The sequence below is a fragment of the Dactylosporangium sp. CA-092794 genome, from assembly GCF_050948465.1.
Classification (GTDB): domain Bacteria; phylum Actinomycetota; class Actinomycetes; order Mycobacteriales; family Micromonosporaceae; genus Dactylosporangium.
Window position 1 is genome coordinate 12,397,788 of record NZ_CP192044.1, and the last position, 21,367, is coordinate 12,419,154.

The window sequence follows — 21,367 nt, forward strand, 5'->3', positions numbered from 1 at the left end:
GGGCGGCGTGGACAAACCGCGGATTCCCGATGTGCTCGCCGCCCGCTACGCCTCGCCCGAGCTGGTGGGCATCTGGTCGCCCGAGGAGAAGGTACGGCTGGAGCGCCGGCTCTGGCTGGCCGTGCTCCGGGCCCAGCGCGACCTCGGGGTGCCGGTGCCCGACGGGGTGGTCGAGGCCTACGAGCGGGTCGTCGACGACGTCGACCTGCTCTCGATCGCCGAGCGGGAGCGGGTCACCCGCCACGACGTGAAGGCCCGGATCGAGGAGTTCTCCGCGCTGGCCGGGCACGAGCACATCCACAAGGGGATGACCTCGCGCGACCTCACCGAGAACGTCGAGCAGCTGCAGATCCGGCTCTCCCTGCAGCTGGTGCGCGACCGGATGGTGGCCACCCTGGCCCGGCTGGCCGCCCGCGCGAAGCAGTACGACGACCTGGTCATGGTCGGCCGCTCGCACAACGTCCCGGCGCAGGCCACGACCCTGGGCAAGCGGTTCGCCAGCGCCGCCGAGGAACTGCTCATCGCGTACCGCCGGCTGGAGGACCTCCTCGATCGCTACCCGCTGCGCGGCATCAAGGGCCCGGTCGGCACGGCCGCCGACCAGCTGGACCTCTTCGGGGGAGACGCCGGCAAGGTGGCGGCGCTGGAGCGCGCGGTCGCCGAGCACCTGGGCTTCCGCCACGTGCTCGCCAGCGTCGGCCAGGTGTACCCCCGCTCGCTGGACTTCGACGTGGTGTCCGCGCTCGCCCAGGCGGTCGCCGGCCCGTCGAGCCTGGCCACGACGATCCGCCTGATGGCCGGCTACGAGCTGGTCACCGAGGGCTTCAAGGCGGGCCAGGTCGGCTCCTCGGCGATGCCGCACAAGATGAACACGCGCTCCTGCGAGCGGGTCAACGGCCTCGCCGTCGTCGTCCGCGGCTACCTGTCGATGGTCGGCGAGCTGGCCGGCGACCAGTGGAACGAGGGCGACGTGTCATGCTCGGTGGTCCGCCGGGTGGCGCTACCCGATGCGTTTTTCGCCGTTGACGGGCTGTTTGCCGCGTTTTTGACGGTACTCGACGAGTTCGGGGCATATCCCGCGGTCGTGGCCCGGGAGCTCGACCGCTACCTGCCCTTCCTGGCCACCACGCGGGTGCTCGTCGCCGCGGTCGGGCACGGCGTCGGGCGTGAGGATGCTCACGAAGCGATCAAGGAGCACGCCGTGAGCGTGGCCCTCGCCATGCGCGAAAAGGGCATCCAGGACAACGACCTGCTGCAACGGCTGGCCGGCGACGAGCGGCTGCGGCTCTCCCCGGCCGAGGTCCAGGCCCTGGTGGCCGACCCCGCGACCTTCGTCGGGGCGGCATCCGCGCAGGTCAGCGCGGTGGTGGCGGAGATCGCGGAGATCGTCGCGGCGCACCCGGAGGCCGGCGCCTACGTCCCGCCGCCCATCCTCTAGGCGCCGCTGACCACGGGTTCCGGCCCGGCGCGCGACGGATCTTGGTTGCCCGCCGGCCCCGGTAAGATGCGTGTCGGGCGATGTTTTCTGGGCCGCGCCGTGCGGTCCACCGGCCGGACACGGCCGGTGATCTGCGGCGTTGCCCCGCCCGGTAGGCTCGTGTCGCTCGCCCTCGAGCGCCCGACTCAACGTCAGGAGTGCCCCGTGGCCCGCGTCGTGGTGGACGTCATGCTCAAACCGGAGATCCTGGACCCGCAGGGCCAGGCGGTCGCCAACGCGCTGCCGCGCCTCGGCGTGGTGGACGTGGCGTCCGTGCGCATCGGCAAGCGCATCGAGATCGAGTTCGAGGGCGCCCCCGACCTCGACCGGGCCCGCGAGATCGCCGACAAGCTGCTCGCCAACCCGGTGATCGAGGAGTTCACCCTGCGGGTCGAAGCGCCAGGAGAGGAAGAACAGCGGTGACCGCCCGCATTGGTGTCGTCACGTTCCCCGGCTCGCTCGACGACCGCGACGCCGCCCGCGCCGTGCACCTCGCCGGCGCCGCGGCGATCCCGCTGTGGCACGCCGACGCGGAACTCTACGGCGTCGACGCGGTGATCCTGCCCGGCGGCTTCTCCTACGGCGACTACCTGCGGGCCGGCGCGATCGCCCGGTTCTCCGCGGTCATGGAGTCGATCATCAGGGCGGCCGGCGACGGCCTGCCCGTGCTCGGCATCTGCAACGGCTTCCAGGTGCTCTGCGAGGCCCACCTGCTGCCCGGCGCGCTCACCCGCAACCAGCACCTGCACTTCCGCAACCGCGACCAGGGCCTGCGCATCGAGAACAACACCACCGCCTGGACGGTCGGCTTCCAGCCCCGCCAGGAGGTCGTGATCCCGGTGAAGAACGGCGAAGGCTGCTACATGGCCGATGAGCGGACCCTCGAAGAGCTCGAGGGCGAGGGGCGGGTCGTCGCGCGGTACATCCGCGGAAACCCCAACGGGTCGCTGCACGACATCGCGGCCATCAGCAACGCCGCCGGCAACGTCGTCGGGATCATGCCCCACCCGGAGCACGCGGTCGAGGTCCTCACCGGCCCGTCCATCGACGGCCTGGGCGTCTTCACGTCCGTGCTGGCACACCTGGGAGCTCGTGTATGACCGCCAATCCCGCCGACCGTTCGTTCGACACCGTCGAGGATGCCGGCAAGACGCCCGACGAGGAGCAGCCCTACGCGGAGCTGGGCCTGCGGGAGGATGAGTACCAGCGGATCCGGCAGATCCTGAGCCGCCGGCCGACCACGTCCGAGCTCGCCATGTATTCGATCATGTGGAGCGAGCACTGCTCGTACAAGAGCAGCAAGGTCCACCTGCGCCAGTTCAGCGAGAAGGCGCCGAAGTCCGACCTCATGCTCGCCGGCATCGGGGAGAACGCGGGCGTGATCCGCATCTCCGACGAGATCGCGGTCACCTTCAAGGTCGAGTCCCACAACCACCCCAGCTTCGTCGAGCCGTACCAGGGCGCCGCGACCGGCGTCGGCGGCATCGTCCGGGACATCCTGGCCATGGGCGCCCGCCCGGTGGCCGTGATGGACCCGCTGCGCTTCGGCGCCGCCGACCACGAGGACACCAAGCGCGTCCTGCCCGGCGTCGTGGCCGGCGTCGGCGGCTACGGCAACTGCCTGGGCCTGCCCAACATCGGCGGCGAGGTCGTCTTCGACCCCTGCTACCAGGGCAACCCGCTGGTCAACGCGCTCTGCGTCGGCGTGCTGCCGGTCAACCGGCTGCAGAACAAGGAGGCACACGGCCCCGGCAACGTGGTCGTCCTGCTCGGCGCCAAGACCGGCCGCGACGGCATCGGCGGCGTCTCGGTGCTGGCCAGCGCCACCTTCGACAGCAGCAGCGAGCAGCGCCGCCCGTCGGTGCAGGTCGGCGACCCGTTCATCGAGAAGCTGCTGATCGAGAGCTGCCTGGAGCTCTACGAGCGCGACCTGATCGTCGGCGTGCAGGACCTCGGCGGCGCGGGCCTGACCTGCGCCCTCACCGAGACCAGCGCCGCGGCCGGCACCGGCATGGACGTCGACCTCAACCTGGTGCCGCTGCGCGAGGCCTCGATGGACCCGCAGGAGGTCCTGGCCAGCGAGTCGCAGGAGCGCATGCTGCTCATCGTCGACCCGGCCAAGCTCGACGACGTGCTGCACGTCGCCGAGCGCTGGGGCGTGATCGCCACCGCGATCGGCCGGGTCACCGACACCGGCCGCCTGGTCATCACCTGGCACGGCGAGACCGTCGTCGACGTCCCGCCCGGCTCGCTGGCCGACGACGGCCCGGTCTACGCCCGCCCGATGCGCGAGCCCGCCGACCTGATCCTGCTGCAGGCCGACCGCGCCGAGACCCTGCCCCGCCCGCGCACCGGCGTCGAGCTGCGCGAGACGCTCCTGCGCCTGGCCGCCAGCCCCAACCTGTGCGACAAGAGCTGGGTCACCGAGCAGTACGACCGCTACGTCCAGGGCAACACGATCCTCGCCCAGCCGGAGAACTCCGGCGTCGTGCGCATCGACGAGCAGAGCGGCCTGGGCATCGCCCTCTCCGTCGACGGCAACTCCCGCTTCGCCCGCCTCGACCCCTACTCCGGCGCCAAGCTGGCCCTCGCCGAGGCCTACCGCAACGTCGCCGCCTCCGGCGCCACCCCGCTCGCGGTCACCAACTGCCTCAACTTCGGCTCCCCCGAGGACCCGCAGGTCATGTGGCAGTTCGCCGAGGCCGTGCGCGGCCTGGCCGACGGCTGCGCGGAGCTGGGCATCCCGGTCACCGGCGGCAACGTCAGCTTCTACAACTCCACCGGCTCCCAGGCCATCCACCCCACCCCGGTCGTCGGCGTCCTGGGCATCCTGGCCAACGTCGGCAGCCGCGTCCCGATGGGCTTCGGCGGCGACAGCGACCTGATCATGCTCCTGGGCGAGACCACCGACGAGCTCTCCGGCTCCGAGTGGGCCTGGGTCACCCACGAGCACCTGGGCGGCCGCCCCCCGCGAGTCAACCTCACCCGCGAGCGCATCCTGGCCGCCGTCCTCACCGAGGCCGGCGAGCGCGGCCACCTCTCCTCGGCCCACGACCTCTCCGACGGCGGCCTGGCCCAGGCCCTGGTCGAGGCCACGCTGCGCTACGACTGCGGCGCGAACATCACCCTCCCGGAGGGCTTGAACCCGTTCGTGGCCCTGTTCTCGGAGTCCACGGCCCGCGCCCTGGTCTCGGTCCCGCGCGGCCACGAGAAGGCCTTCACCAGCCTCTGCGCCCAGCACGGCCTCCCGGTCACGGTGATCGGCACGGTCGACGGCCGCAGCCGCGCCCTCGACGTCCGCGGCCAGTTCACCATCGCCCTGGGAGAGCTGCGCGCCGCCTGGACGGGCACGTTCCCCGCCCTGTTCGGCGAGGTCTCCACGGAGGCGCCCGCCTACCTGACCCCGAACGACCCCGGCCCCGACCTCTCGGCCTCCACCGACCCGGCACCGCCCGCGTCCTTCACGGACCCGGACGCCCCGTCCGGCGCGGCACCCGACCCGGGCACAGCCTCGCACCAGGACGCGGCCCCTTCTCCGGACACGGAGGCCGGCCCCGACGCGGACGCCGGATCCCGCCCCGGCTCGCCCTCGTGGCCACCGGCGGCCTCGCACCCGGACGTGCCGGCAACCCGCCCCGACACCGACACCGGCGCCGGCTCCCGCCCCGCCGGGCCCTCGTGGCCACCGCTGGCCCGGCGCCCGGACGCGGCCGCGTCCCGCCCGGACACCGGTTCCCGCCCGGGCGCGATCTCGTGGCCACCGCCGGCGGGCTCGCAGCCGGACCCGGGCGCGCGCACCGAGCGGGGCGCCCGCCCCACGTTCTTCGAGCCGGTGGACGCCCCCGAGGTGCCGCACGCCCCGCTCGACGACGACGAAGCCTGAGGGGGCTGCGACCCCAATGGCCGAGGGCGTCTTCAGCCAGCCCGGCTCGGGCGCCCGCTTCGACTGGGGCCCGGCCGGCGCGGCCGAACTGGCCCGCGTCTGCTCCGTCCTCGTGGTGGTGGACGTCCTGTCCTTCTCCACCGCCGTCGACGTGGCCGTGTCCCGCGGCATCCGCGTCCACCCGTTTCCGTGGGGCGAGCAGGCCCGCGCCTACGCCGACCGCCTGGGCGCCGCGGTCGCCGTCGGCCGCCGCCACGCCAACGCCGACCAGCCGTGGAGCCTGTCCCCCGCCGCCCTCCAGACGGCCCCGCTGGTCGACGAACTGGTGCTCCCTTCCCCCAACGGCGCCACGATCTGCTCCGCCGCCGCCTCGACCGGCGTGCCGGTCGTGGCCGCCTGCCTGCGCAACGCCCCCGCCGTGGCCCGCTGGCTGCACGCCCACGGCCACGGCACCCAGTCCAGCCCGGTCGGCGTCATCGCCGCCGGCGAGCTCTGGCCGGACGGCACCCTCCGCCCCTGCGCCGAGGACCTGCTGGGCGCCGCCGCCGTCCTCGACGGCCTGTCGATGCTCGGCTCCCCGCTGTCGGTGGAGGCCGCCGTGTCGCTGGCCGCCCTGGCCGCCGTCCGCAACATCCCGGCCGCCGTCCGCCGCTGCGTGAGCGGCCAGGAACTGATCCAGCGCGGCTTCGCCGAGGACGTCGGCTTGGCCGTCCAGTCCGGCACCTCCAGCACCGTCCCGATCATGACCAACGGCGAGTGCTTCACCACCGCCTGACCCCACCCACCCCAGAGCGCCCGCCCAACTGGCAAGGTCATCGCGCCCAGAACTCTCCGCGATCACGCTGTAGCCACCGCAGCCCCGCATCGTCCATGATCGCGGAAGCACGGAAGCAAGCGGCGGTAAACGGCGGTTGGCTCGGCCGATGCGGGCCTTGTCGTCCAGGGGACCCGGTCCGGCCGGGTGTGGGGCCGCCCCACCCGGTCGCGGCACCTGAATCCCAACCAGCACGACCGTGAACTGGGGGCTACTGTCCCCGCAGCCTGCGATCACGTCCCACCCGTCTGACGCCGCACGCCCGGAAGCACGGCCCAGCGACCGGAACTCTCCGTGATCATGCGCAACCGGCACCGACACCAACGGTTTTTCATGATCACGGAGCGCTGATGTACCCCCGTGTACCACAAGTCTCCGGGATCATGGCAAACCCGGTGTGCGACCACCGCGAGCATCATGATCACGGAGACATACGTCCGGCCCGCCCGCGCAGATCGGCCGTTGCGCCCGACGGGTCCGAGATCCGCGCCGTTCCGCCCCGCCCCTGCCGCCCCGCCGCCCCCGCCCCCGCCGCCGCCCGGCCGCCCGCCGCGCCGCCCGCCGCGCCGCCCGCCCGCCGCGCCGCCCGCCCGCCGCGCCGCCCGCCCGCCGCGCCGCCCGCCCGCCGCGCCGCCCGCCCGCCGCGCCGCCCGCCCGCCGCGCCGCCCGCGCGCCGCGCCGCCCGGCTGCCCGCCGCGCCGCCCGGCTGCCCGCCGCGCCGCCCCGGGGGCGCCGATGACCGCTTGTGGCCCAACGCCGGCCACCGATGCCCAGCCTGCGGTGGCCGGCGGCGGTCGGACAGGTCACGTCCGCCGATGTGGTGTACGAGGTGGCCGGCGACTGTTCGTGGTGGTTGCTGTGCGGCGACGGCCGGTTCGGTGGTGGTTGCGCTCTGCCGGTGGGGCGGTGCCCGGCGTGGAGCGACCATGGTGTGCCCGCCACGCACCGGCACTGGCACCGGCACGCCGACACCGCCGGCCGCCGGCGGGCATGGCGACCGCCGGCGGGCATGGCGACCGAGTGGTGCCCGGCTCGCGCGTCCCGATGCGCTGGGCGGGGCCACGGTCGGCGGTCAACCCCCCACCCGCCGGGCGCCGGCGGCCACCGAGCGCGGCGTAGCGACCGGAAGCCTAGCCGGAGGGGTCGATGTCGCAGTAGACGGAGAGCTCCGTCCGGTCGAGTGCGGCGCGCTGCGGGACGAACTGCGCCGCGAACGTGTCGGGAAAGTCGCCGCCGGAGCAGAAGCCTCGCGAGACCTCGACGGTGTCGCCGCCAACCACGGTCCCGTTGGCGTCGCGGAACAGCAGGGCGGCGCCGCGCTCGACGAGGCCCTCGCACCGGGCGGGCGGCCGGGCGGCCCAGAATTCCACCCACGGCGAAGAACCCGGCTCCGCCGAGGCGAGGCCCGGCCGGGTGTCGTGGGCCTGGAACAGCAGGTTGCTCTCGTCCGGCGCCGCCCAGTGGGTCTCGCCGAGCCGCAGTTCCACCCGCCCGACCTCCGCCGCGTCGACGGTCGGCACGGTGGCTCCGACTCCGACGGCGACCCGCCGCCCCGGCCCGACGACGGGTATCTCGACGGGCTGCCGCTGCGCCCAGATCCGATCCCCGCCGGCCCGATCGAGCAGCTCGAACGTCACCGCGGTGCGATAGGCGACCTTTCCGGAGCCGTTCTCGACGAGCGCCCCCAGGCTGAACGTGTGCTCATCCAGCCGGGAGAACCCCCGCTCGGCAACGACCAGGCCGCTGCCGGCCGACGTCGCGGCGGGCGCCCGCGCGGCCCGGCAGCCGGGCGACGGGCCGCCGGGCCTGTCCCTGGCCCGGCCCCACTCGATCCAGGCCGCGCCGAGGATCAACACCGCCGCAGCGACCACCGCAACCATTCGCCACATCGCGAGCCCCGTCATGGGGTTCAGCTTTCGCCGCCGGCCGGGCGGGGACAAGGTTCGGCCGCGACCTGTGGATAACTAACGGCAAAACGGACTAAATCTCACGAGAATAGGCGGGCGGCAAGCTCCGGAGCGATGTTGCCGCCGCTGACCACGGCCACCGTCCGGCCCGCGGGGAGTTCGTCGCGACGGTGGAGTACCGCCGCCGTAGCCACCGCACCGCTGGGCTCCGCGATCAGCCGGGCCTTGCGCGCCAGCGTGCGCACCGTGTCCAGGATCTCCTCCTCGGACACCGTGACGATGGCATCCAGGTAGGTCGACAGGTGGGCCAGCGTGAGCTCGGACAGCGACGTGCGCAGCCCGTCGGCCACGGTGCTCAGCGTGCGCTCCACCGGCCAGACCCGGACCATGCCCGCGGCCAGGCTCTCCGCCGCGTCGGCGGCCACGGCCGGCTCCACGCCGATCACGGCGACGTGCGGCGCCAGGGACTTGATCGCCGTCGCGACGCCCGAGGAGAGGCCCCCGCCGCCGACCGGGACGACGACCACGTCGACGCTGGAGAGGTCCTCGAAGATCTCCAGGCCGATGGTGCCCTGGCCGGCGATGATGTCCGGGTGGTCGTACGGCGGAATGAGGGTCAGCCCGCGCTCCGCGACCAGGCGGTCGGCCGCCGCCTCGCGCTCGGCCTGCGACACGAGGATGACCTCGGCGCCGTAGCCGCGGGTCGCCTCGATCTTCAGCGGCGTGGAGACGTCGGGCATGACGACCGTGACGGGCACGCCGAGGGCGCGGCCCGCATAGGCCAGGGCCTGGCCGTGGTTGCCCGACGAGTGCGTCACCACGCCCGCGCGGCGGCGCTCCAGGTCGAGGCGGTGCAAGGCGTTGGTGGCGCCGCGGAGCTTGAACGCGCCGATCGGCTGCAGGCTCTCGGGTTTGAGCCACAGCTCCTCGGCCCAGGGGCTGGGTAGCAGCGGAGTGCGCACCACGAGACCGGAGACGCGGGCGGCCGCGTCGCGGATGTCGTCCAGGTGAACGAGGTTTTGCTGGGTGGCGGTCACGTCGCCAATCCTGACATCACCCGGCCGGATTCACCCTGGTCGCGGACGCGGAATGAGAGATCCATAACGCTATCCACTGCTGTAATACCGGGCCGCGCCCGGATGCAGCGGGACCGGATCGGTCTGCGGGGCGTTGCCTTTGTCGTAATTGCCGCCCTCGGGATGGACGCGGCTCAGCTCCGTCTGGTACTCGAACAGGACCTTGGTGAGGTCGTGGGCGAGTTGCTCGGGCATGTCGGGCGATACGACGATGAAGTTGGGGATGACGATGGTGTCGACGTCGCCGGGGGTGTTGTACGTCGCCTGCGGGATTTTCGCGCTGCCGTAGACCGGCCCGTAGCGGTACGTCAACGGCTGCAGCTGCGCGCTGAGCGGGAGGATCTGATAGGCGTTGGGCGCGGCGGCGAACAGGTCGGTGATGCCCGGCGTGGGCAGGCCGCCGATGAAGAAGAACGCGTCGGTGGTGCCGTTCTGCATGCCCTTGGTGGTCTCCGGCAGCGACAGGCGCTGCCGGACGATGTCGGTGTCGGGGTTGAGGCCGCCGGCGAAGAGGATCCGGCCGGCGACGATGTCGGCGCCCGAGCCGGCGGAGCCGGTGGAGACCCGCTTGCCGTGCAGGTCGGAGAACTTGGTGATGTTCGCGGAGCGGCGCACGACGAGCTGGACATAGCTCTTGTACACCCGGGCCAGCGCGACGATCTTCTGCGGCTGGCCCTCGAAGGCGCCCTTGCCGGAGTAGGCGTCGGCGGCGACGTCGGCCAGGGTCAGGGCGATGTCCATGTCGCCGGTCGACACCCGCTGGATGTTCTCCCCGGAGGCGCCGGTCGGCTCGGCGCGCGCCTCGTAGCCGGGCACGTGCTTGGAGATCAGGTCGGCGTAGCCGCCGCCGATCGAGTAGTACACGCCGGTGGAGTTGCCGGTGGCGATGAACAGCCGGCCGCCGTGCCAAAGCCCCGCGCCCGTGCGCTGGGGAAGGTCGGCACATCCGGCGACGAGGAGCGTCGCCACGAGTACCAACGCGATCTGTTTGATCTTCAAACGGACCCTCACCTGGACAGGGCGTCGCGTGGAAGCGGGTCGAGGGCGTCGGCGACCCGGTGGACCAGCATCGCGGTCTCGTAGCCGACCTGACCGAGGTCGCAGCCCGGCGCGGCGAGAACACCCAGCAACGCCCGGTCGCCGACCGCCATGACGATCATGACGCCGCCGTCCATGTCCACGATCGTCTGCCGCACGTTGCCGGCCTGCATGACCCGGGCGGCTCCGAAGACCAGGCTGGCCAAACCGCTGATCACCGCCGCGAGGTGATCGGCCTGGTCGATGGGCAGGTCGGCCGAGGCGGCCAGGCGCAGCCCGTCGCCCGACACCGTGATGGCGTGTGCGACGTCGGGCACCTGCCGCGCGAAGCTCACCATCAGCCAGTCGAGCTGCCCGGCGCCGTGGGGTTGCTGAGACATCATGATTCCTCTTGTCCTGGGGCTGTGCTGGTTGTTCGTCGTGCGGCCGCCGAGACCCCCTCGGCGAACGCGGCCAGCCGGGAGCGGATCTGCTCCGGGTCGACCACGGCACCACGGGACTCGGCGCGAGGTTCGGTGGTTTCCGGCACGAGCTGTGCGCCGGGACGACGGCGAGGAAGATTGTCCTGATCCTGATCCGACATCGAGCCACCTCCGGCACTGGACGGGCTCCCGGGCCGTGGCGGCCACGTGCCGGGGGATCCCCAGGTGGGCTGTGCGCTGTACTGCGGCGGCGCGGGCCGGTCGGCGTGCACCTGAGCTACACCACGCGGCGGTGTGTTGCCGAATGGCTGAGCCGGTTGGGACGCGGCGGGTTGGGTCGACCCGCCGGTGCTGCTGAGATAGGGGCGGAACCAGGGCGCGGCCGCCGCCATCGGCGCCGCGGCCGGCTGCGGCCGGCGTTGCTGCGGCACGATCGGCGTGGGGCGGCCGAGCGGGGCGCCGACGGTCGAGGGCACCTGCACCGGGCGGGCCGGCACCACGACGGCGGGGATGGTCTCGGTCGGCGCGGCGCGGCCCGCCGGCAGGGCGCTGATCTGCTCCAGCAGCCGGTGCGGCAGCGCCACGTAGGCGATCGTGCCGCCGGTGCTGGACTGCAGCTGCACCCGGATGCCGTGCCGGGCCGCGAGGTGGGAGACCACGTGCAGGCCCATCGTGCCGGCCGCGGCGCTGCTCAGCACGCTGGGCAGGGCGAGCCGCGAGTTGATCTCGGCGAGGCGGGCCGGGATGATGCCGATGCCGCGGTCGTGCACGCGGATCATCGCGCCGTCGGAGGTCGCCCGGGCGTCGACGAGGACGGGCTCGGTCGGCGGCGAGAACGCGGTGGCGTTCTCCAGCAGCTCGGCGAGCAGGTGCACGAGGTCACCGACGACCGGGCCGGCGATGGCCAGCTCGGCGGGCTGGAACTCGACCCGGGTGAACTCCTCGATCTCCGACGCGGAGGCCGAGATGACGGCGCTGAGCCCGACGGCCTTGGTCTGCGGGCGGCCGGGCTCGCCACCGGAGAGGACCAGCAGGTTCTCCCCGTTGCGGCGCAGGCGCGCGGCCAGGTGGTCGAGGGCGAAGAGCCGGGCCAGCATGTCCGGGTCGGTCTCGTCGCGCTCGAACTCGTCGAGCAGCCGCAGCTGGCGGGTGATCAGGGTACGGATGCGGCGGGCCAGAACCTCGGCCATGCGCGCCACGTCGACGCGCAGCTCGGCCTGCTCGCCGGCCAGGCGCAGCGCGGTGCGGTGCACCGTGCCGAACGCCTCGGCCACCTGACCGATCTCGTCGTTGAGGGCGGCGATGCCGCGGGTGACCTCGGCCGCGGTCTGCCCGCCCTCCATGAGCGACGGGGCGGGCGCGGCCGCGCCGGCGGTGACGGAGCCGATGGCGTCGGGCAGGTCGCGGCGGGCCACCTGCAGGGCCGCGCCGCGCAGCAGGTTGAGCCGGCGGGCGGTGCGCACCGCGAGCAGGACGGCGATGGCCAGCGCGGCCAGGCCGAGCAGCGCCGTGCCGAGGCCGGTCGCCCAGGCCACGCGGGCCGCGTTGACGGCGGTCTGCTCGGCGCGGGCGTCGAGGTCGTCGGCGAGGTCGACGCTGACGATGTTGATCCGGCGGATCACGCCGCTCTGCGCCGAGAACCACTTGTCGGCGTCGGCCGGCACACCGCTCGGGTCGCGCTCGGCGTTGCGCACGCCGGCGGCCATGCTGTCGGCGGTGTCGACGTCGAGGCCGCGCACCTGCGAGGTGTAGAGGTCGAGCTGCTCGGCGGTGGCGACCCGGCGGAACTCCGCCTCCCGCTGCGCCCGCGCGCCCTCGACCTGCGAGAGGCTGCCCAGGTCGCCGGGCTGCAGGCCACCGCGGTTGAAGACAGTGCGCAGCAGGTCGCGCTCGACGGCCGCGTAGTGCTCGATGGCGGCGGTGGCGGCCAGCGCCCGGGCCGCGTTGGCCAGCGCGATGTCCTCGATCTGGCCGGGCACGGCGTCGGCGACGGCGAGCAGCGCGTCGGAGAGGCCGCCGTAGACGACGTCGGTGACCAGCACCATCGTGGCGGTGCCGTTGTCGACGGAGGCCCGGGTGAAGCCGAGCTGCCCGTAGTTGTCGCCCGCCACCCGCACGGCCGTGGCCAGCGCGGGCGCGGCGTCGACGGCCTTGGTGGCGTCGGCGAAGAACTGGGTCGCGGCCCCGTCGGTGCGCACGCGCTGCGCGGTGACGAGCGGGGAGACGGCCTTGCCGGGGCGCGGCTGGCCGGCGGCCGCGGTCTCGGCGAGCTCGCGCTCCAGCTCGTGCACGAAGAGCACGGCGCTGCCGGCGGTGACGCTCAGCGTGCGGGCGTGCCCGGCATCGCGGGCCGCGGCGACCGCCGTGGCCGCCTGGACGGTACTGAGCACGACGAGGCCGATCATCGCGACGACGATCGGCGCCAGCAGCTGGGTGCGCACCGAGCGCAGGCGGCTCGGCCGGGGGCCGCCACCGCGACGGTGCCCGGCGACCGACGTATCGGTGCCGGCCGTACGGCGCGGTCGGGCGCCGGCGGCGGCGTTCAAGCCGTGCCGCGGTACCGGGGCGCGGGAGGGGCCGCTGCCTGCCACGCCTGGCCTCCTAAAAGTAGCGCCTCCGACACGGAGCGTGCTCGTGCGAGCGCTCCAAATGCCGGGTCGTCAGATGCCGGATCCACTACGGAACACGATCAGGCACGCTACTGGAAGAGGTCGGTTCCCTAAAGGGTCCTTAGCCGAACGGCCGAGTCGTTCTGACTAGGCGTGACGCCGGCGTCGCCGTACGAACCACGTGACCACCCCGGCCAACAGGACAACCACGCCGAGCACGATCCACGGGGAGGAGTCGCGCGGTGACGCTGCGGCCGGAACCGGGCTCGCCGCGGGCTCGCTCGGCGCGGGCGCCGACGCCGCCGGGGACCCGGCCGGCGATCCCGCGGCCGTCGGTACGGCGGCGGAGGACGGCGGGCGCCCGGACGGCGCCGATGGCTCGCGCAGCGTCACGAGCGGCGGAATCGTCCCGGGCGCCGTGGGCCCGGGCGGCACCGCCGACGGCCCGGCCGGCTCGAGGATGGGCGGCGGCCCGGGCAGCGGCGGGCCGGGCGGCGGCGTCGGGCCCGGCACGACGCCGGGGGTCAGGCCGCCGATCAGCAGCGCGATCAGCAGCGGCTTCACGCCGGTCCCAACGGCAGCGCCGGGACCGGGTTGAGCCTTTTGCCGGGGTTAAGGCAACCTTTCCCGCTTAGCGGCGCCGGTCGTTACCGCGGACGCGGACCGGGGCCGGCTCCCGCGCGGGCAGGTTCTGCACGAACTTGCCGAACAGCGCGGCGGAGATGACCACACAGACGGCCAGGACCGTGGCGGCGGTCAGGGCGGCGCGCGAGGTCGCCACCCAGCCGGCGTCGACCAGCAGGACGAGCAGCCACATGGCGGCCGTCGCCTTCAGGACGCGGTTGCGGTATCGACTCATGCGATGGTGGTTACCCCACCTTCGGCGCCTCCATGCCTGCTACGCCGCCTGAACAAACACCGCTACGGTGCGTGCCGGAACGGTGAACGATCCGTGTGTACCGTCGAATGTGGACTGCCGGGCAACCGGGTCCACGGACTCGGCCTGGACCGGGTGCAGCGCCACCCGCGCCCCGCGGTAGGCGTCCAGCGTCTGCGTGGCGGGCGTGGCACCCGCGTTGAACACGACCACCACCGACCGCCAGCGCGCGTCCAACCCGCGCGCGTCCAGCACCATGGTGATGACGCCCGGGGTGGCCTGCGGGCCCGACAGCGGGAAGCTCAGCCGCTGCTGGACCTGCGCGGCGGTGTCCAGGGCGAACACCGGCGAGCCGGCCCGGATGCGCAGCAGTTCCTGGAAGCGGGCCGCGGCCAGACCGATCGCGTCGCAGCCGGGCACCAGCGCCGCATCGGCCAGCAGCGGCTGCGCGTACTGCCACTTGTCCTGGTTGTCGGCGGCCGGCGGCAGCCCGGCCCCGAAGCCGTTGCCGCCGGCGCAGTCCCAGCGGATCTGGTTGAACCAGTCGCCGGAGTTGAACGAGTTGCGGTCCAGCGACTTGGACCGCAGCCGGTCCGAGCCCGCGGTGACGAACCCGGTGCCCTGCCCGAACACCGTCGTGGACAGCGCCACCACCTGCAGCCGGGCCCGCTGCTCGGCGGTCGTGGCGGCGGGCAGCTTGTAGGCCATCGCGTCGTACAGGATCTCGTTGTCGTGCGCGTCGACGTAGGTCACCGCCTCGCTCGGCGAGCTCGTGTAGCCGGCCGGCGAGCCGTTGTAGTCCACCTGCGCGCCGGTGACCCGGTGCCCGGCCGAGTCGGTGAACTCGTAGGCGGCCAGGTTGCCGGTCAGCCCCACCTGGATCAGGTCCTGGTAGTGCAGCAGCCGGGTGCGCTGCTCGGCGGGGCTGCCGTTGACCGGGTCGCCGTTGGGGTCGGTGTAGAGGCCGGTGCCGAAGCCCTGCACGCGCGGGTTGCCGTCGAACGGGCCGCCGCCGCGGACGGCGTCGCGGAGCCGGTCGTTGAACGTCGCGACCCCGGTGCCGGCCATGTTGGCCTGCGTGGCCTGCACGAACCGGGCGTCGCCGGCCACCTCGCCGAAGTTCCAGCCTTCGCCGTACAGCAGGATCTTCTTGCCGTCGACGCCGTCCTTGGCCACGGTGAGCTGGTCCAGCGCCGCCCGCACGGCCAGGATGTTGGCCTTCGGGTGGTGGCCCATCAGGTCGAAGCGGAAACCGTCGACCTTGTACTGCTTGGCCCACTGCACGATCGAGTCGACGACCAGCTTGCCCATCATCGCGTTCTCGGGCGCGGTGTTGGCGCAGCAGGTGGAGTTGGCCACGGTGCCGTCGTCGAGCAGGCGCTGGTAGTAGCCCGGCACGATCTGGTCGAGCACGGAGTACTGATCGGTGCCGGCCGCGGTGGTGTGGTTGTAGACGACGTCCATCACGACCCGCAGGCCGGCGGTGTTGAGCCCGGCGACCATCTGCCGGAACTGCGTGATCCGCGGGGTGCCCTGCGGATCGGTCGCGTAGGAACCCTCCGGCGCGTTGTAGTGGAAGGGGTCGTACCCCCAGTTGTAGCCGTCCCGGTCGGCCACCTGCGCGACGCAGGCCTGCTGCTGCGGCGAGTCCGGCGGCAGCGCGGCCAGGTCGCACGGCGGCTGCGCCTGGTCGGCGCGCACCTCGGGGATGGTGGCGATGTCGAACACCGGCAGCAGGTGCACGTACGACGTGCCGGCCTGGGCCAGCTGCCGCAGGTGCCGCATGCCGGCCGAGTTCGCCTGGGTGAAGGCCAGGTAGGTGCCCCGCTGAGCGGCCGGCACCGTGGTGTCGGCGATGGAGAAGTCGCGCACCGACAGCTCCTGGATCTGCGGCCGCGCCGGCGCCGGCGGTTTGCGCAGGTCACTCCAGCCCGCCGGGCGCAGCGCCGGATCGCCCAGGTCGGCGATCTGGCTGTGCGTGCCGTTGGCGGACAGCGACACGCTGTAGGGGTCGGTGACGCTGGCCGTGACGACGGCGCGCACGGCGGGCTGATAGGCGGTCACGCGGAGCTTGTAGTAGGCGTTCTTCCAGCCCTTGTCGCCGGTGACGCTCCAGACGCCGGTGCGGTCATCCCGGCGCATGGCCACGAGGTCCGGACTTTTCGCGACATCCCGGTAGAGCTCCAGGGCCACGTTCTGGGCGGTGGGGGCCCAGACCGCGATCGTGGGGCGCTGCCCGTCGAACGTGGGACCGAGCTTCGCGCTCACCGCGGCGCCGTAGAGGTCGTCGAGGGCCCCGGCCACCTGCACGCCGGTCGCCTCGGTGACCTGCCCGGCGGCGTCGCGCTCCACGGCCACGACCTGCCCGCGCAGGGCCGCGGTCAGCGCCGCCCGGTCGCCGTCGATGTGGAAGGTTTGGTACGCCCACAAATGCGGGAACTTCGCCCGCTGCGCCTCGGTCAGGTTGCCCGGCACGGCGCTCATCGCGAGCTTCGTGCCGTTGCCCACGATCTGGCCGTCGACGACGGTGAGGCCGCCGCCCGGCGCGGACCACAGCTCATAGGTGTGCCCGTCGGTCGGCCCGGCCCGCCAGGCCAGCGTGCCGCCGTCGATCCATACCGCCTTCTGCCTGGTCGCGTCGGTGTCGGGCGTGCCCTGCGCCGGGATCGGCAGCAGGTACTTCTCCTGCCCCGACAGGATCCACACCTCGTGCCCGACGGTGACCAGGTCGAGCGTCTGGTCGGCCGGCAGGTCCTTGGTGTCGCCCTTGTGCACGATGTAGTTGAGCAGCGGCGCGTTGTCGGCCAGCGGCACGGTGAACGTCACGCCGAAGGCGTCGGTGCCCGACGGCGGCAGCGGGCTGCCCCAGTCCGTGGCGGTCGCGGCGCCGTTCCACACGTGCAGGCCCCAGCCGTCGTAGTCGCCGGCCGGCCGCCGGTAGTGCAGCACGGCGGTGTGCTCGGCCGCGGCGCGGGTCGGATGCACGGTCGCCTCCCCGGAGCGGATCCACGCCTCGCCCTGCATGGCCGGCAGCACCGACTGGTCCGGGCCCGGGTCCTTGGTATCGCCCTTGTGCACGATGAAGTTCACCGGCTTGCCCGGGTCGGCGACCGGCACGTGCCAGTAGGCGCCGAACGCGTCGGTGCCGTCGGGCGGGCGGGGGCTCGCCCAGTCGGTCGCCGTACCCGGGGCCAGACCGTCGCCCCAGAGGTGCAGGCCCCAACCGGTGTAGTCGCCGTCGGACCGTCCATAGTGGATCGAAACACTGCCGGTGGCGGCCGCCTGGGAGGTGTAGATGGTCGCATCTCCTTGCTTGAGCCAGATCTCCGGATGTTTCGTCGGGTCGAGCGAGCGATCCGCCTGGACGTCCTTCACGCCGCCCGAGTCGACCACCAGGAAGCCTACGTTCGTCGCGCCCGGCTTCAGCTTGACCCATGCGAAGCGGCCATACGAGTCCTCCCCGGCAAACGGCGCGCCCGCGGGCCAGGTCATGGGATCCTGGATGTCGCCCCACGCATACAGGCCCCAGCCGGTGTAGTCGCCGGCCGGGCGCTGGTAGTGCACGATCGCGTAGTCGGCCGACGCGGCGCTCGGCGGCGTGCCGACCTTCGTTTCGATCTTCGCTTCGGCGGTACGACCTGAGCCGTCCCGGACCACCGCCTTGTACTCGAGCTTCGTGCCGGCGGCCAGCCCGTCGAGGTCGTGCGTGGCGGCGTAGGGCGCGGCGCGATCGGTGCCGAGCAGCTTCCACGGGCCGTCACCGACCCGGGCCGCGAACGTGACCGCGGCCAGCGGGTCGCCGGTGACCGTGGCGTGCACGGTGGCGGCCGTGGCCGGTGCCGGGTCGACCTGCAGCGCGATCGACGGGCGGGCGGCCGCCCGCTTGATGGCGCCCCGCGCCTTGAACACCAGCGTGGTCAGCGGCGGGATGCTCACCTGCAGCGAACCGTCGCCGGCGGTCGCGGCGATCGGCCCCGCCGCCGGGTAGATCTGGTCGAACGTGGTGGTCGCCATCGCCGTCGGGATCGTGACCGTCCGCGTGCCCGGGCCGTTGTTGCTGGCCACGACGTATTCGACGCGCTGCTGCGGGTCGATGCGGGAGAAGGCGAAGACGCTCTGGTCGGCGTACCGCGTCAATTGCACGCCCTGCCGCAGCGCCGGGTTGTCCTCGCGCAGGCGCGCGAGGCTGGCGATCGTGCGGTAGATGGGGTGGTTCGGGTCGTAGTGCGAGGTGGCGTGGGTCGTGTCGGTGCCGAGCAGGTCGTCGTCCAGGTAGTCGGCGGTGCGGCTGGCGAACATGTCCTGCCGGGCGTCCTTGTCGCCGCCGGCGCCGGTGAAGCCCTGCTCGTCGCCGGAGTAGACGACCGGCTGGCCCCGGGTCAGGAACATCAGCTCGTGGCCGAGCTCGTCGCGGCGCAGGTGGGTGGCCGGGTCGGTGCCGCCGTTGGCCACGAAGTAGCCGATACGGCCCATGTCGTGGTTGCCCAGAAACGTCGGCAGGTACTGCGCGCTGGTGCCGGCGGAGGTGTAGAGGTCGTCCTGGGCGAACGTGTCGGCGAGTTCCTGGCCCGAGCCGCCCCGCGCCACGAAGTCCGCCGCCGCCTGCTGGAACGGGAAGTCCAGGGTGGCCGGCAGGCGCCCCTTGCGCACGTAGGTCGAGTCGAAGGCGGGATTCGCGTCGTACACCTCGCCGAACATGAAGAAGTCGGGCTTGTCGGCGTCCTTGGCCGCATTCAGCACGCCCTGCGTGAACTGGGGCCAGAACTGCATGTCGACGTGCTTGGCCGTGTCGATGCGGTAGCCGTCGATGCCGCTGTCGCGCACCCAGTCCTGGTAGATCTTCGTCATGCCCTTGACGACCTCGGGCCGCTCGGTGAACAGGTCGTCGAGGCCGAAGAAATCGCCGTACTCCGCGTTCTCGCCGGTGAACGTCGAGTCGCCGCGGTTGTGGTACATCATCGGATCGTTGAGCCAGGCCGGTTTCTTGACGCTCTTGTCGGCCTCGCTTTCGAGGACCGGCGTATACGGGAAGGACTGCGCGTTGACCGGCGGGAAGCCGTGCGTGCCGTCGGCGTAGTTGCGGTCGTCGAACTTGTTGCCGGCGGCATCTTTGTAGGGGTAATCCGTCTTGCTGCGGTACGAGTACTGACCCTGCGCATACCGGATGACGTCCGCGGTGTGGTTCGTGATGACGTCGAGGTAGATCTTGATGCCGCGCTGGTGGGCCAGCTTGGTCAGCCGTTTGAGATCGTCCTTGGTGCCGAAATGCGGATCGATCTGGGTGAAGTCGGTGATCCAGTAGCCGTGGTAGCCGGCCGAGACGTCGGCGCCGCTGCCCTGCACCGGCCGGTTCTTGAACACCGGCGCCAGCCAGATCGCGGTCGTGCCCAGTCCCTGGATGTAATCGAGCTTGTCGATCACTCCTTTGAGGTCCCCGCCGTGGTAGAACCCTTTGTCCGTCGGGTCGTAGCCGGTGCTCAGCCGGTCACCGCCCAGGCCGCCCTTGTTGTTCGCCGGATCGCCGTCAGCGAACCGGTCGGCGAGCACGAAGTAGAACTGCTCGGCGTGCTGTGGCCGCTGCGCGTCGAGCAGGCTCGCGATCGACGGCTCATTCGCCCACTCGGGCACGCCCTCGGTGTAACCGGTGGGCCGCTGCGGCGCGTCAGGCGTCCGCGGGTTGTCCCCCGGCACCGCGGCGACCACCGCAAATGCGGTCAGAACGGCGAGCGCGATCTTTGCCGGCGAGACTGATGTGACGGAGGGCATGGCGGGCCTTCCTCTCTGGCGAGGTGGGCCACCGTATCGACCGGCAAAGATCTTTACAAGGCTTGACTTCTACCGTTCGCTGCTATGTCTTCAGCGTTTCGGCTATCGCCTGGCTGATTTGCTGCAATTGTTCGATCTGCTCCGGCGCCAGCGCGTCGAACAGGTGCCGCCGAACCGTCTCGACGTGCCCCGGCGCGGCCGCGACCAGCGCCGCGAACCCTTGATCGGTGAGATCGGCGAACTGCCCGCGCTTGTCGTCGTCGCAGTCCCGCCGCTTCACCCAGCCGTGCGCCTCGAGCTTCGTGACCGCATGCGAGAGCCGGCTGCGCGAGGACCGGGTGAGCAGCGCCAGCTCGCTCATGCGCAGCGACCGCTGCGGCGCCTCGGAGAGCACGACGAGGATCTCGTAGTACGCGTGCGGCATCCCGGCGTCGTGCTGCAACTCCCGGTCGAGCCGGTCGATGAGCAACGTGACCGTGCCGTAGAAGGCGCGCCAGGCCTCCTGCTCTTCGTCATCGAGCCAGCGGGTCATACGCATATTTTTGCATGCTGCATTTTTGCCGGTCCGGAAACGTCTGTCTGTTCGGTATCTTGCGCGGCAAGGTACTGTGTGGCGCATGGATGTACCGGGCTCGCTGTCCTCGGCACTGCGCCGCGGGACGCTGGAGTTCTGCGTGCTGGCCCTGATGGAGCAGGGCGAGCAGTATGGCGTGGAGCTGGTCCGCCAACTGGGCGCGGAGCGCACGTTGACCACGAGCGAGGGCACGCTGTATCCGCTGCTGGCCCGCCTGCGCCGCCAGGGCTGGGTGGAGACGAGCTGGCGCGAGTCCAGGTCGGGCCCGCCGCGCCGCTACTACAGCCTGACCCAGCACGGCCGCTCGGCCTTGCATCACTTCCGCACCGAGTGGGCCGCTTTCCGCGACACAGTTGATCGAATCGTCGGAACGAGGCCGGCATGAACCCCTACGATGACCTGGTCAACGACTACCTCCGCGCCGTCGAGCAGGCCTTGGCGGGCGTCCCCGCCAACCGCCGCGAAGAACTCCTCGCCGACCTGAGCCAGCACATCGCCGCCCGCCGGGCCGAGCTGTCCCCGGAGCACGAGACGGAGCTCGAGGTCCGCTCGATCTTGGAACTCCTGGGCGACCCGGAGGAGCTAGCCGCAGAGGCCTTGGTAGACGCCGCGCTCCCCCCGCAAGCGCCTCCACCCCCGCTACTCATCCAGCCGAAGCGCCGAGCCGCAGCTTTGATCTGGGTCGCCGTGACGATCGCCGCCGTGGCCACGATGTGCGTAACGGCCGGCCTACTGGCCTTCCTGCTGTTCGCCTAGCCCCCCCACGCAGAAACTCTCCGCGATCATGCAGAACTGCCACCGCCACCAAGGCTTTTTCATGATCGCGGAGCGAAAACGTACCCATGAGTACAGTAAGTCTCCAAGATCACCGCAAATCGCCGATTCCGGCCGGCGACACGCATGATCACGGAGAGTTCTGGTCAC

At 72.3% G+C, this 21,367-nt stretch carries 15 protein-coding genes and 1 pseudogene; 7 read left to right on the forward strand and 9 right to left on the reverse strand.

What is annotated here, in order from left to right:
- The first annotated feature begins 7 nt into the window (after nucleotides 1-7).
- From purB to ACQPXD_RS53800, 5 genes and pseudogenes are all read left to right on the forward strand, one after another.
- Nucleotides 8-1,438 carry an adenylosuccinate lyase gene (gene purB / locus ACQPXD_RS53780; RefSeq protein WP_432832554.1) on the forward strand — a complete coding sequence of 477 codons (1,431 nt, stop codon included), beginning with the start codon at nucleotides 8-10 and terminating at the stop codon, nucleotides 1,436-1,438.
- Between the two features lie 204 nt (nucleotides 1,439-1,642).
- Complete coding sequence (gene purS, locus ACQPXD_RS53785) at nucleotides 1,643-1,900, forward strand: phosphoribosylformylglycinamidine synthase subunit PurS (protein WP_432832556.1); 258 nt, start codon at nucleotides 1,643-1,645, stop codon at nucleotides 1,898-1,900.
- Entirely contained in the window at nucleotides 1,897-2,577 is a 681-nt protein-coding gene (purQ, locus tag ACQPXD_RS53790) for a phosphoribosylformylglycinamidine synthase subunit PurQ (protein ID WP_432832558.1), read from the forward strand. Before purS ends, purQ begins: the two co-directional genes overlap by 4 nt.
- Nucleotides 2,574-4,851 (forward strand): annotated as a pseudogene (gene purL / locus ACQPXD_RS53795) (phosphoribosylformylglycinamidine synthase subunit PurL); the annotation flags it as partial. The gene purQ and the pseudogene purL, both read left to right, overlap by 4 nt.
- 525 nt (nucleotides 4,852-5,376) lie before the next feature.
- The gene (locus ACQPXD_RS53800; protein WP_432832560.1) at nucleotides 5,377-6,135 is read left to right on the forward strand and encodes a 2-phosphosulfolactate phosphatase; all 759 of its coding nucleotides are present in this window, start codon (nucleotides 5,377-5,379) and stop codon (nucleotides 6,133-6,135) included.
- A gap of 1,169 nt (nucleotides 6,136-7,304) precedes the next feature.
- Here the strand turns inward: ACQPXD_RS53800 and ACQPXD_RS53805 are convergent.
- The 9 genes from ACQPXD_RS53805 to ACQPXD_RS53845 form a co-directional block, all read right to left on the reverse strand.
- Nucleotides 7,305-8,078 carry a hypothetical protein gene (locus tag ACQPXD_RS53805; protein ID WP_432832562.1) on the reverse strand — a complete coding sequence of 258 codons (774 nt, stop codon included), beginning with the start codon at nucleotides 8,076-8,078 and terminating at the stop codon, nucleotides 7,305-7,307.
- An 83-nt stretch (nucleotides 8,079-8,161) separates the two neighbouring features.
- Nucleotides 8,162-9,118, reverse strand: coding sequence for a threonine ammonia-lyase (locus ACQPXD_RS53810; protein ID WP_432832564.1), 957 nt, complete (start codon nucleotides 9,116-9,118; stop codon nucleotides 8,162-8,164).
- Between the two features lie 69 nt (nucleotides 9,119-9,187).
- On the reverse strand, nucleotides 9,188-10,156 hold the full coding sequence (locus tag ACQPXD_RS53815; RefSeq protein WP_432832566.1) for a TAXI family TRAP transporter solute-binding subunit: 969 nt from the start codon (nucleotides 10,154-10,156) through the stop codon (nucleotides 9,188-9,190).
- Between the two features lie 8 nt (nucleotides 10,157-10,164).
- Nucleotides 10,165-10,578 (reverse strand): roadblock/LC7 domain-containing protein, encoded by a 414-nt coding sequence (locus tag ACQPXD_RS53820; RefSeq protein WP_432832568.1) that lies wholly within the window; start codon nucleotides 10,576-10,578, stop codon nucleotides 10,165-10,167.
- Entirely contained in the window at nucleotides 10,575-13,058 is a 2,484-nt protein-coding gene (locus ACQPXD_RS53825; RefSeq protein ID WP_432832569.1) for a sensor histidine kinase, read from the reverse strand. Before ACQPXD_RS53825 ends, ACQPXD_RS53820 begins: the two co-directional genes overlap by 4 nt.
- Before the next feature lie 315 nt (nucleotides 13,059-13,373).
- Complete coding sequence (locus ACQPXD_RS53830; RefSeq protein WP_432832571.1) at nucleotides 13,374-13,790, reverse strand: LPXTG cell wall anchor domain-containing protein; 417 nt, start codon at nucleotides 13,788-13,790, stop codon at nucleotides 13,374-13,376.
- A 67-nt stretch (nucleotides 13,791-13,857) separates the two neighbouring features.
- The gene (locus ACQPXD_RS53835) at nucleotides 13,858-14,085 is read right to left on the reverse strand and encodes a hypothetical protein (RefSeq protein WP_432832573.1); all 228 of its coding nucleotides are present in this window, start codon (nucleotides 14,083-14,085) and stop codon (nucleotides 13,858-13,860) included.
- 39 nt (nucleotides 14,086-14,124) lie between these two features.
- Nucleotides 14,125-19,869: a pullulanase-type alpha-1,6-glucosidase gene (pulA, locus tag ACQPXD_RS53840; protein ID WP_432832575.1), complete on the reverse strand. Its 5,745-nt coding sequence runs from the start codon at nucleotides 19,867-19,869 to the stop codon at nucleotides 14,125-14,127.
- Between the two features lie 82 nt (nucleotides 19,870-19,951).
- Complete coding sequence (locus ACQPXD_RS53845; protein WP_432832576.1) at nucleotides 19,952-20,401, reverse strand: MarR family winged helix-turn-helix transcriptional regulator; 450 nt, start codon at nucleotides 20,399-20,401, stop codon at nucleotides 19,952-19,954.
- An 85-nt stretch (nucleotides 20,402-20,486) separates the two neighbouring features.
- On the opposite strand from ACQPXD_RS53845, the gene ACQPXD_RS53850 reads away from it, so the two are divergent.
- Together ACQPXD_RS53850 and ACQPXD_RS53855 are read left to right on the forward strand one after the other, a co-directional pair.
- A complete protein-coding gene (locus ACQPXD_RS53850) occupies nucleotides 20,487-20,828 on the forward strand; it encodes a PadR family transcriptional regulator (protein WP_432832578.1) in 342 nt (113 codons plus the stop codon).
- Nucleotides 20,825-21,199, forward strand: coding sequence for an HAAS signaling domain-containing protein (locus tag ACQPXD_RS53855; protein WP_432832580.1), 375 nt, complete (start codon nucleotides 20,825-20,827; stop codon nucleotides 21,197-21,199). The genes ACQPXD_RS53850 and ACQPXD_RS53855 overlap by 4 nt, the downstream gene beginning before the upstream one ends.
- Nucleotides 21,200-21,367: the final 168 nt, after the last annotated feature.

Coding starts and splice junctions, on each gene's coding strand:
- ACQPXD_RS53800 (WP_432832560.1), top strand. CDS start 5,377: ATGGCCGAGGGCGTCTTCAGCCAGCCCGGCTCGGGCGCCCGCTTCGAC.
- ACQPXD_RS53805 (WP_432832562.1), bottom strand. CDS start 8,078: ATGACGGGGCTCGCGATGTGGCGAATGGTTGCGGTGGTCGCTGCGGCG.
- ACQPXD_RS53820 (WP_432832568.1), bottom strand. CDS start 10,578: ATGATGTCTCAGCAACCCCACGGCGCCGGGCAGCTCGACTGGCTGATG.
- ACQPXD_RS53835 (WP_432832573.1), bottom strand. CDS start 14,085: ATGAGTCGATACCGCAACCGCGTCCTGAAGGCGACGGCCGCCATGTGG.
- pulA (WP_432832575.1), bottom strand. CDS start 19,869: ATGCCCTCCGTCACATCAGTCTCGCCGGCAAAGATCGCGCTCGCCGTT.
- ACQPXD_RS53845 (WP_432832576.1), bottom strand. CDS start 20,401: ATGACCCGCTGGCTCGATGACGAAGAGCAGGAGGCCTGGCGCGCCTTC.
- ACQPXD_RS53850 (WP_432832578.1), top strand. CDS start 20,487: ATGGATGTACCGGGCTCGCTGTCCTCGGCACTGCGCCGCGGGACGCTG.
- ACQPXD_RS53855 (WP_432832580.1), top strand. CDS start 20,825: ATGAACCCCTACGATGACCTGGTCAACGACTACCTCCGCGCCGTCGAG.